Raw genomic sequence first — 9,984 nt, 5'->3', positions numbered from 1 at the left:
CGCGGTCCGGGGGACCTGCGCTACTGGTTCTTGCCTAGCGCGATGGGCGCCACGGTTTCCCAGGTGATCGTCTGGGCCTCGGCGTCGGCCGTGACGTCGACCAGGTGCACCTTGTCGACCGTCAGCGTGGCGTGACTCGGTCGTACGCGCCGCAACCGACGCTGCACCTCATCAGAGTCCGCCTCCGCCCGCGCGTACCCGATCGTCAGGTGCGGCAAACTGTGCGGATACCGCACCGCCGCGTCGCCGCGCACCGCCCGGATGCCCTCATGCACCGTCTCGTAGAGCGCCCCGAGGTCACCGTCGGGACTGACATCGGCGATAACCCCCGAGTGGTACGACAACATCGACCCGACCGTCACCGTGAACGGAGCCAGCTTGGCCGCCCGGATGCGCAGCTCGGCGGCCAGGGAATCTCGTTCGTCCTGCGAGATCTCGGCGGCTGGCCGATCGGTGATCTGGTCGATCGTCAGGTGAAGCCACTCATGCGGTACCGGGCTGACGGGGAAACCTTCCAGAACCGCGTGTCCACCGTCGACCAACCGTGTCAGGTCACGGTCACGCTCGGGCTGTACCAGCACGTAGACGTGTAGCAGGGTCGTTCCCGGTGGCCACGGCGAGTCGGCCCGTCTGAACTGGAAAGGTTTCACGTTGGGTAGGCTACTCACCGCCATCAGCCAGTGTGAGCGTCGCGGCGTTCGGACAGAGAGAGCGAGGATGCGCGATGGAGACCAGCAGGCACGGAGAAATGGCCGAGGAGACGGCCAGGCAAGCTCTCGGCTCTACCGGAACCGGCAGCGATCCGGTCGCCGCCGGTCTGGCCGCCGTGGCACACGCGCTGCTGGACGTCGCATCCGCCATCCGAGAGGCCAGCAAGCAGCAGACAGACTTTCAGCAGTGAGTGATCCCGTACCTGATCGTGGGGCATTCGGAGACTTCCACGATCCGGCCCCATCGTTAAGCGGCGACGCCGACGAGATCCAGCGCGAACTCCGCCGCGTGCGACCCAACCACGCCACGATGGCCATCGGCTCGATTCATCTGCTTGACGTCGCCGCAAAGCCCCATCGCGCGGACGACACCGCACCCCACCACCCGCTGTCTCGCGGAGCCGCTGCAACGTGACGAACCGGAAGCGAAACTCGCGACGGCACCGCCGGGACCCGATCCGGCGGCCGATCCCACCACCACGAGAACCTCATCTCAGGCCGATCCGCGACGACGAAGGGCTGATGCCCGTCTACCAGCACAGCCCGATGTGGAACCGGCTGTTCGAGGTGCCGGCCGAACTGACCCCGCTGTACGCCGTTCTCACTGTCCTGCACCAGGCGATGAGCGGGAAACCGGCCGGCAGCTGCGCGCTCGCCTGTCACCAAATCAGCGGAGCCCTGCACCACCTCGGATTCCCGGCCGAACCGATCGCCGCCTGCGCCACCCTGTACCGCACAGCCGGCACCTTCCGCGAGGAATCCGACCTGGGCGTGTGGCAGCGACCGCCGACCATACGCCCGGATGGCACCACCACCGGACACATGATCGTGTGGGCGCCATCCTTCGCGCAGGTCATCGACCCGACACTGGTGCAACACCAGATCCTGCTGTCCCGCGCCGCCACCAACCCGGTCTACTCGATCCCGGTGTGCGCGCCAGCACCTGCTGAGGCCGACGCGCTACTGCGGGCGCGTCTCGTCGCTCGGATCGACGAGGATCTGTACGTCTCGTGGCTGCTGCAGCCAGACTGGACCGACCTCGTCAACGCGGTCCTCGACGAACCCTTGACCATCGCCGCGGAACTCGGCGGCCTGAGCCTGGCAACCGACGCCCTCGACGTCCTGTACAGGCTCGTCGCGGAACGCGACCTCGACCCAGTCACCACGCTCTCTCCGCGCCTCAACGCCCTGCTTGCCGGCACCGCGCACCTTCCCCCGATGCCAGACGAGGTGCCGCCAGAACTCCGGGATCCCTGACCGAGCGATGCCACGACAGCACGTCGACCACTATGGAAAATGCGGCTGGAGACGCAGACCGCGTGACCGTGATCGTACCGAGGCAGGTAACCAAATGAGACACGAGCGTGAGAGTCGCGGTTGAAAGCAGTCGATCCGTCTGCTCCCAAAGAGGCGCGCTACCCGGCCTCGTTCACACTCGGTCCCCAAACACCCAGATGATCCCGGAGAACGCCTCCGGTAGGGCGGGGCTGGTCCGGATATCGGTGAGAACGTCGGCGGCCGGGATCCATCTAGGATCGTCGACCAGGCCATGCCAGGCGGCAATGACAGGGTCACGGTCCCTGCCGCGAACGGGGCCAGGCTCCGGCACGTCATGCCCGGCAGCGCTCAGCAGATCAGCCAAATCGTTCCGACCTTGGACGATCGACCGGGACGCTACCCAGACCGCAAACTCACTGCCGTCGATCATGGTAGGGGCAGCACCCCGATCGGCCGCGATACCGTAGACCAGCAGGGCCGTGGCCCGAAACTGGCACTCGCGGGGTGGCAACGTGCCGAAACGTTCGTCCCAGTTGGTCCGGCGGGCCAACAACTCCGCAGCGTGGAGCACCGCTTCCCGCCATGCCTGCGTTCCACCCTGCGCCAGGTGTTCGGCATATTCCCACATAGTCGTCACCGTGCCATCACACCACCCGACGCGCTGACGCTGAGCCATGCGGCATCCGTGCCCGCATCATCGACCAACCGCACGCGATTCGAGTGATCCCCTTCACACGGAGCCGGGTACCCCCCAGACCGGCGAACCGGGCCACCTGACGGACACTGCGGCTCGACGACCTGGCCGCTGGCGGCGGCGCGCGGGTTGAGGCGGCGGCTCTCCAACCGGTGTGTGAGTAACCGCAACCGCCGCCAGGGTAGCGGCGCAGGAAGTACTGGTTGGCCGAACGTGGGCGAAGGATCACCTGACACTGGAGAACCCGGACACGTGGCTGCCCGCGGCGGGGATCGACAATGAGGCGTCCACTGGCTCACCCGTCCACGGGCGTTCCTCGACACACCAACCGCCAACCTGTACACACCACAACGATCCGATATGGTATGCCCGGCTATCCCCGCCGGGCCGATGAGAGGACTCCACACCGGAATGCCGTCCACCGAGACCGACACCGTCATCAACGAACTACGCTCGATCGCCACCGGACTCGACAGAGCGCAGACACTCTTCGCCGCCGTCGACCACGAGTCCGAAAACGTCGCGAATCGGGCCATGGCTGTGGGCTTCAACGCGATCGCCGCCGGCATGAACCAGGTCCGCGAGGCCATCAAAGAGGTCCGCACCCAGCTGAGCCGAATCAACGACACGATCAACCAAGCCTCCACCTCCGTGGCTGCGGCTCCCCGCGAGATGTCACCACAACAGGTGATCTCCGTCCTGTCACCAGCCACTGACAGCGTCAACGACGCCCAAAACGGCATCGTCGCGGCCCTCGGCCGAGTCGACGAGATCCAGAACCTCGTCCGCAGATTCCTCGACGGCGGCAACCTCGGCCCCATGCTGACCATGCTCAACAACATCCAGCAAGTCCTCGCCGGCGAACGGAAACGCGCTCAAGACGCCAGACAGCACCTGAGCGCCGCCGTCAATGAGGCACGTCAACTTGGCGAATCGGGAAACTAGGTAGGGCTGGCGGCCCCACCCCGACTGGCCCTATCCTCACCAAAGCTGGTTCGACAAGCGCGAACTGGGCCAAGGACGCCTTGGCCGAACGAACTGTTGCCAACAAGGAGCCATCCGAGAATACGGGCAGTTCCCCAACTGCATCGACGGGCGGAACGCCATATCAGCCACATGTGACAGGCTGGTTGAGGAGACCGACCGGCAGCAACGGCGGATCACCGAGCGGCCGGAAAGCCAAGATCAGACCTCGAGAAGACGCCGATGTGAAGCGCTCACTCAGACGAGAAAATGATAGCGCCGCCATCTTGGCAAATTTCGGGTATCGCCTACACCAAAATCCCAGCAAGCAAGAAGTGGAAAACGCCCGGTCCGCATCGGGTGATGTCGGCGAGCCCGAAAAGGATCCCGACTACCTGATCGAAGGACACGTGTTCGACTGCTACTCTCCCAAGCCAGAAAGATCCGTCCGTGGGGTATGGACGGGAGTGCAGGAAAAGGTCATTGATGGACAAACCCAGCGGGTCGTCCTCAACCTTCAGGACTGGAGAGGCGACCTCGACGCACTGCACCAACAGTTCAACAACTGGCCCATCAACGGACTGAAGGAGATGGTGGCAATATCGCCAGCCGGCACGACCATTCAGATCGTGCCGCGCCCCTGATAGAGAAGGAAGAAGATGGCACTTGAGTATCGCCTAACATTGGCTGGCGACATCACCACCGAGCAGATCGTCGAGAGCGCGGCCGTCGATCCTGCCGAACGCGCGACCCCCACGGAGACTTCGGAACTGTTCACCGTGGACCTTTACGACCAACGTGGGTTCGTGCTCATCATCAGGTCCGGCCGCAACGGCTACTACGAAGCCGACAACGACGGCTCCACGTGGGAGTGGGAACCCGACGCCTACGTAAACCTGACTTTCCGAATGTCGAAGGAAGATCATATCGGAAAGGGAATCCCGAACATGCTGGCGACAGTCGCACGGGTACTGGCGAGCAGAGCCGAAGACGCCGCGCTGATCCTCAACAGCGACGTGCTGCTGTTGACACGCATGGACGGCGCAATCCGCAAACACCGCCAATCCTGGTGGCACAACTACGGCGTAAGCAACCTCATCCCGGAGTGAAGGGCGGTGCTGGTCGCCTGGCTGCCCGGAACGGCCAGCATCGCGGCTCAACGGCACGGCTACCCGATCTGTACGTGATACATCGCGAAACGAGCCGGATCCGGTGTTGGAGGCGGGGGCGGCCCTGGTAGATTTTCCGCTGCCTACGGCTCACCGTGTTCGCGCGGCGACCGCGCTGCGGCGCATTCCTTGGAGGATTTTGCCCGAGTGCTGGCGTATTGGGATCGGGCCTGAGCGTGCACGCGGACCAGTAACTCGTCGCGCATCTGCCGGTTGCGCGACCCGGGGCTCTGGCGTGCTTGCGACCGCCGGGTGTGGCGACCAGTGCCGGTGTCGGCGGACCGGCTCATACGGCGGTAACACCGCGGTGGTTGTCCGGTACCGCGCGTCTGGCCTCGGTCAGCCACTCACGCACTTGATGGAGGTGCTCGATCTTCTCGTGGTCGCCAGGGATGGCGTCGAGCGCTGACGCCGTGGTCCGGTCCAGTAGGTCGATCGTCGCGAGGACGGTCCGGTAGGTGTGTTCCCGGCTCCGCTCAGGTGCGGTGGGTTCCTGCGGGAACGAACGGCTAATCCGGGCATCGATAACTCTGTTGGCGACCCATCCGCCGATATCGGCGATTACGAGGACCAGGCAGACCGCAGCGGCGACCGCGATTGGGCGGTTCGTGAGCCGGATGAGCAGTACAGCGAGAAACGGGCCGGCCAGCAGCACCGCTGTCTGTATGGAAGCGTTGATCATGGCACGTCGGTTGTATGGCCACTTCACCGATTCGGTGTCTGCAGCCGCGCTCAGATGCTCCCTTGCCCGGTCCAGACGGGCGACGAATGCGGCGTCAGTGCGGTCGCCAAGGCCGTCCTGGCGGGCCAAGTACGCCCACTGCAGGCTGGTGACGGCGTCCTGGGCTTGGGTGGCCGCAGCATGCAGCGCTGTGGCGGAGACAGGCTGGACTGGCACGGTTCTGGTTCCCTTCAGAAGATGCTTGATGCCCACAAGTCGACCCCGTCGTCGACCCGGCACAGGAGAACGTCGGCCGCCATCAGGTGAAATAGGACCGGATCACGCTCGCGCAGCCAGGCGAGGCCGCCATCAGAGTTACGGGCTGCGCTGTACCGGTGGGCCTTGAGGTACCCGTCGGTGGTTCGCCTGAGCGCGGCGCGGGCGTCCTCGACGATGTCGAGCACGGCGTCCAGTTGGCGTTTGACGCCGGCCAAGGTGGCACCTGTGCCATCCGTGCCCCTGGTGCCGGTCGCGTCGTCGGGCGGCGCAACGCTCGAAGGCGCGCCGCTGGTCAGGATCCGGACCCTCCGGTTGGCCGCGAGTCGGTCCAGCATCGTGAACAGTCTGGTCAGTGGATACGTGATCATGGTGAAGCTCAGCACCGCGGCGAGCACGGCCCAGCCCTGCGCCCATCCCAGCAGATTCATGCAGATGGCGGCCACGGGCCACGTGACGATCCCGACCACGCCGACCGCGATCAGCGACTTCAGTGGTCGGCCCACGCCTCCAGCGGAGGCGGTGATGGCATGGGCGAGGTGCATGCCGGCGTGCTCAAGCCGGACGTTGGCCTCCGTCACCAAGGCGTGGGTACTGCCCCGGGTCACCGCAGCCAGCCGACCCACCGCCTCCTCGACAAGCGCCTGCTGGCCGCGCAGCTCCAGGATCATCCGTTCCGTGCGGCCGGAAGGCGGCCGCACCAGATCGGAATATCGGCCGTCATCGGCGGATGCTGCGTCCATTGTCATTTCCTCTCGAATCGCCAGGCGGCCGGTGCGACGGTCTGCTGTTTCCGCGTCCGATTCTCGGGCCCGTTCGAGAAGACCGGCCATGAATCTCCACTAGCGAGCCCCGTTTGAAAGACAAGTAGCCGTGCACCCCACCAAATTCGGGCTATCTGTCAAGCGCGTTCGGACCGAGCAGGGCCACGACGGCGTCTCGCAGCGTCGCGGCGGTCGCGGCCAGGCGCGTCGCGTCCCGAGCTTCGACGTGCACCTGGCACCCGCCCGGGAACAGCCGTGCCATGACGGCCGCGCCTTCGTGATACTCCGCCAGGCGCCGCATGAGGTACTCGTAGTCGTCACCACCAACCTCCACTGGATGCGGCTGTTGAGGCACGGCGATCGGTCGGGTGGGGTCTGCTGGAACCAGACCGTGGAGCTGCGTGCCGAGGCTGTCCGCGAACCCGGCCACCGCTAAAGCCATCGACGGGCTGGCCGCCGCGAACGCCACAGCCGCGCCGCGCACTGGCGAGGTAGCGGTGACACCCCACGTCTCTCCCTGCGCCAACACCGGGTCTCCGGCGTTGTGCCGGTAGCTGCGGGCAACCAGTTCCACAGCCAGGCCGAGGCCGAAGACAACCCGCATCAACGCGCCCAGCGCCGTAGACGTGCCCCGGTCTACCCAGACGAACACCCGAGCAGCTGGCCGGCCAGCACTCACCCGGATCAGATACTCACGCACCGCATCATCGGCGGAGGCCGCGGTCAGCACGCCCCAGCGCGCCTCCACACCCAGGGGCGCATCGAGGCCGAGATCGACCAACTGATCGCCGGACCCGCCGAAATGGGCCGCCCAACAATCAACCCGGTAGTGCTCCGCCAACCGCACCACCGGCGCGCCGTTCGGCTGCTCACCAACTACATCGGTGGATCGGTCATCATCCTGACGCCAGTTGACATGCAAGACCCGACCACTGACATCTAGTAGCGTCACCACCGCGCCGGCCCGGACGACCTCGCTACCTCGGCAGGTACTGCACACACTGTCCGCGTACACCCCCGCCCCGCCGCACGCTCCGCACTCGTCGTCCGGACCAACCGCATGGACGCACGGGCACCGACGCCACGCCGTTCCGCCCACGCAGTCGGGGCACGCATCCTCCGGAATCTCAAGCAGACGAAACGACGGTGCCAGCGGTTCCCGTTCCCGCAGGTAAACAGCCTTCCGCCTCGTCGAGACCTGACCAGTGGCCTGAGCAATCAGCGCCTCGTCCTCGCCCGCGTGTATCAGCGCGCTGTGGTGCCACCGACCGTCACGCCACGTCGCGATCGCACCCAACCCACCACCGGCGACTCGGCCGAGAGACTCGGAGACAGCCGAGACGGTCACGACCGGGCGATCCCCCACCGGCTGAGAAGCAACCCAATGGGACGGTACGTTCACCCACCGGCCCGCGACCTGCGCCGCAGCATCACGGACCGAAAACGCTTCGACCGCCGCGCCAAGGCCAACGTGGCAGCCGCCCTCGGCCGGAACAGCGGTTCCCGGGATCTCGAATCGCACGTCGAAGCGCGGCTTCGACGGCCACCTGCTGCGTACATCCTCGGGACACCGCATATCGACTACCAGATCCACACACAATCGATCAGCCAGCCCACACAGCCAGCCCAACTTCTCATCCACACCGGCCGACACCTCGACGGTCGCTCGGCCGAGGAACACCCGCCAACCGAAATGGCGGGCGGCATCAGCAATGCCCGAAGCCTCCAACACCAATCTCTCCGGCTGCGGCAGTCCCGGCCTCCACCGCTCCGGCATCACCACGTACATCGACGCGCGCGCGTCGAACGGGTCCTCCGCGCCGACCGAATCCTCAACGCTCACCACACCAAGACCCGCAGCAAGCTCACGCACCACCGGCATCAGATCTACGCCGTAACGACCGGAACGCAGCCGAACCGGATCGAGAACCCCAGGAACCACGCTGATCGAGGCGATCGTCCCCACATCCAGATTCACCACCGTCAGGACAAGCTGAGCGCGTATTTCGCCGGCCTGGTCGCAGTAACCACAGGCGTGGCCGACCGTTCCCGTGCCATCACAAAGCGCGCAATCCGCATAAGGGCTACGATCCGGCAACAGTGACTCCGGCCCAGTCGCTACCAAGAAGTCGCCGGAGTAGCGGCACTGGCACGCACGAAGCACGAACTTCACACCATCGCAGTCCGGACACACGACCAACGGCGCGGGCGAACCATCGACGAACCTCACGCCGCACACCGTACACATTCCATGCACATCAAGCCGCCTACCTTGCGCCAGTTTGACCTTAAGTAGTCCGAAGTCCCAGTGTCGACGTCATCGCCTGGAGTGCGGCCCCTCGGTGAACCCTCGCCCTGGCATGATCACGCCGGCAGAGATGGCCAGGGCCTGGCTGAGCCAAGCCCCCAGCTTGCCCGGCCAGGGCGAGATCGATCGTCGCCAGTATTTCGCGCAGGGTCCAGGCTGCGGCGGGGAGAACCGGCCGGTCAGTCCATCGACCACCAACAAAGGGACCCATCTGACTACGCCGACGTACTCGTCCGGGCCACCGACCGGCTCGCCCGACAGCGAGGTGCTTGCCCAGCCCGGCGACGGTGCTGCGTACTCTCGCCGGGGTGACGGCCCTGGCGGTGCGGCCGAGGCGATCGACGAACGCCGCCGGGTCACCCTGGCCGCGGCGTGTTGACCTTGGCGCCGAGTGCCGTCAGGCGGTCGACGGTGTGGCGGAGCCGCTGCCCCTCGATCCGCATCTGCTCACGCAGGTCGTCGTCGGGGACCCATTCGTGCAGGATGGCCTCGACGTCGCCCTCCAACGTCTCGGCGACGAACGTGAGCATCTCGTTGTGCGCGTCGAACAGGCCCGCGGCGTCGTCGTCATGCTTGGCTTCCACGGCCTGCCAGTAAGGGCAGAAAGCTTTGGTCCGCTCCGGCGCCACCTCCGCGTCCTCGGCCACCACGACCGCGCCGAGCTGAACACCGGCTGTCGTCCGCGGCCCGGGCGTGCATTCCTGGATCCGCGCAGCAGGGTCGCCGTTGCGGGGCATGAGCATGGGAATGGTCGTCGCCACGGCGGCCGTGCGGTCCTCGACCTCGTCGAGGGCCAGGTCACGGTCGACGCGAGCGTGGCCGGCCACGCTGATCGGAGTGTCCGCCGGCAACCTTCCCATCAGCGCCGCCAGTTCTCCGGCGGTGCGGATCTCGACCTGGAAGCCGCCCAGCATGGACTGGACCGCCGCGAGCGCATCGGCCTGATCTTCATCATCGCTGTGCCGGCCGGCCCCGCCGTCAGATGGGTTGATGGTCATCAGTGAATCCTCCAGGTCCGTGCCGGTTCAATCAATCGGGGCAATGGCTCAGGGCCGAACAGACTGAGCCATTCCACACCGCCCAGAGCAGGTACCGCCGGAGGTGGACAACTGCAGGTCGCCTACGGGGAGATTCCGTTGTCAATGTCGGTTGTCTGGGCGC

12 protein-coding genes are annotated in these 9,984 nt (G+C 66.0%); 6 read left to right on the top strand and 6 right to left on the bottom strand.

What is annotated here, in order from left to right; genetic code table 11:
• Positions 1–20 precede the first annotated feature (20 nt).
• Positions 21–650 (bottom strand): 2'-5' RNA ligase family protein, encoded by a 630-nt coding sequence (locus tag EDC02_RS37425; protein ID WP_158632442.1) that lies wholly within the window; start codon positions 648–650, stop codon positions 21–23.
• A gap of 74 nt (positions 651–724) precedes the next feature.
• On the opposite strand from EDC02_RS37425, the gene EDC02_RS40610 reads away from it, so the two are divergent.
• Together EDC02_RS40610 and EDC02_RS37420 are read left to right on the top strand one after the other, a co-directional pair.
• The gene (locus EDC02_RS40610; protein ID WP_158632441.1) at positions 725–901 is read left to right on the top strand and encodes a hypothetical protein; all 177 of its coding nucleotides are present in this window, start codon (positions 725–727) and stop codon (positions 899–901) included.
• A 331-nt stretch (positions 902–1,232) separates the two neighbouring features.
• Positions 1,233–1,967, top strand: a complete 735-nt coding sequence (locus EDC02_RS37420) for a hypothetical protein (protein WP_233606635.1) — start codon at positions 1,233–1,235, stop codon at positions 1,965–1,967.
• 172 nt (positions 1,968–2,139) lie between these two features.
• Here EDC02_RS37420 and EDC02_RS37415 read toward each other — a convergent pair whose 3' ends face one another.
• Positions 2,140–2,616 carry a hypothetical protein gene (locus EDC02_RS37415; RefSeq protein WP_148083792.1) on the bottom strand — a complete coding sequence of 159 codons (477 nt, stop codon included), beginning with the start codon at positions 2,614–2,616 and terminating at the stop codon, positions 2,140–2,142.
• Between the two features lie 477 nt (positions 2,617–3,093).
• Here EDC02_RS37415 and EDC02_RS37410 point away from each other — a divergent pair, with 477 nt between their 5' ends.
• The 3 genes from EDC02_RS37410 to EDC02_RS37400 all read left to right on the top strand — a co-directional run bounded on the left by EDC02_RS37410 (position 3,094) and on the right by EDC02_RS37400 (position 4,754).
• Positions 3,094–3,627 (top strand): DUF6244 family protein, encoded by a 534-nt coding sequence (locus tag EDC02_RS37410; RefSeq protein ID WP_123606798.1) that lies wholly within the window; start codon positions 3,094–3,096, stop codon positions 3,625–3,627.
• Positions 3,628–3,890: 263 nt separating this feature from the next.
• On the top strand, positions 3,891–4,289 hold the full coding sequence (locus EDC02_RS37405; RefSeq protein ID WP_123606797.1) for a hypothetical protein: 399 nt from the start codon (positions 3,891–3,893) through the stop codon (positions 4,287–4,289).
• A gap of 15 nt (positions 4,290–4,304) precedes the next feature.
• Positions 4,305–4,754, top strand: coding sequence for a SitI3 family protein (locus tag EDC02_RS37400; protein ID WP_123606796.1), 450 nt, complete (start codon positions 4,305–4,307; stop codon positions 4,752–4,754).
• Between the two features lie 346 nt (positions 4,755–5,100).
• On the opposite strand, the gene EDC02_RS39970 is transcribed toward EDC02_RS37400, so the two are convergent.
• The 3 genes from EDC02_RS39970 to EDC02_RS37385 form a co-directional block, all read right to left on the bottom strand.
• Positions 5,101–5,748, bottom strand: coding sequence for a hypothetical protein (locus EDC02_RS39970; protein WP_148083791.1), 648 nt, complete (start codon positions 5,746–5,748; stop codon positions 5,101–5,103).
• Positions 5,727–6,494, bottom strand: coding sequence for a hypothetical protein (locus EDC02_RS37390; protein WP_123606794.1), 768 nt, complete (start codon positions 6,492–6,494; stop codon positions 5,727–5,729). The genes EDC02_RS39970 and EDC02_RS37390 overlap by 22 nt, the downstream gene beginning before the upstream one ends.
• Positions 6,495–6,645: 151 nt before the next feature.
• Positions 6,646–8,745: a hypothetical protein gene (locus EDC02_RS37385; RefSeq protein ID WP_148083790.1), complete on the bottom strand. Its 2,100-nt coding sequence runs from the start codon at positions 8,743–8,745 to the stop codon at positions 6,646–6,648.
• A 130-nt stretch (positions 8,746–8,875) separates the two neighbouring features.
• Between EDC02_RS37385 and EDC02_RS37380 the strand changes: the two genes are divergently transcribed.
• The gene (locus EDC02_RS37380; RefSeq protein ID WP_123606792.1) at positions 8,876–9,202 is read left to right on the top strand and encodes a hypothetical protein; all 327 of its coding nucleotides are present in this window, start codon (positions 8,876–8,878) and stop codon (positions 9,200–9,202) included.
• Here EDC02_RS37380 and EDC02_RS37375 read toward each other — a convergent pair.
• Complete coding sequence (locus EDC02_RS37375) at positions 9,180–9,821, bottom strand: hypothetical protein (RefSeq protein WP_123606791.1); 642 nt, start codon at positions 9,819–9,821, stop codon at positions 9,180–9,182. The genes EDC02_RS37380 and EDC02_RS37375 overlap by 23 nt on opposite strands.
• Positions 9,822–9,984 lie beyond the last annotated feature (163 nt).

The sequence above is a fragment of the Micromonospora sp. Llam0 genome, from assembly GCF_003751085.1.
GTDB lineage: Bacteria > Actinomycetota > Actinomycetes > Mycobacteriales > Micromonosporaceae > Micromonospora_E.
The sequence above is the reverse complement of the archived record's forward strand: the minus strand, read 5'-3'. Positions and strand labels throughout refer to the sequence as shown.

Coding starts and splice junctions, on each gene's coding strand:
- EDC02_RS40610 (WP_158632441.1), top strand. CDS start 725: ATGGAGACCAGCAGGCACGGAGAAATGGCCGAGGAGACGGCCAGGCAA.
- EDC02_RS37420 (WP_233606635.1), top strand. CDS start 1,233: ATGCCCGTCTACCAGCACAGCCCGATGTGGAACCGGCTGTTCGAGGTG.
- EDC02_RS37415 (WP_148083792.1), bottom strand. CDS start 2,616: ATGTGGGAATATGCCGAACACCTGGCGCAGGGTGGAACGCAGGCATGG.
- EDC02_RS37390 (WP_123606794.1), bottom strand. CDS start 6,494: ATGGACGCAGCATCCGCCGATGACGGCCGATATTCCGATCTGGTGCGG.
- EDC02_RS37375 (WP_123606791.1), bottom strand. CDS start 9,821: ATGACCATCAACCCATCTGACGGCGGGGCCGGCCGGCACAGCGATGAT.
- EDC02_RS37410 (WP_123606798.1), top strand. CDS start 3,094: ATGCCGTCCACCGAGACCGACACCGTCATCAACGAACTACGCTCGATC.
- EDC02_RS37400 (WP_123606796.1), top strand. CDS start 4,305: ATGGCACTTGAGTATCGCCTAACATTGGCTGGCGACATCACCACCGAG.
- EDC02_RS37380 (WP_123606792.1), top strand. CDS start 8,876: ATGATCACGCCGGCAGAGATGGCCAGGGCCTGGCTGAGCCAAGCCCCC.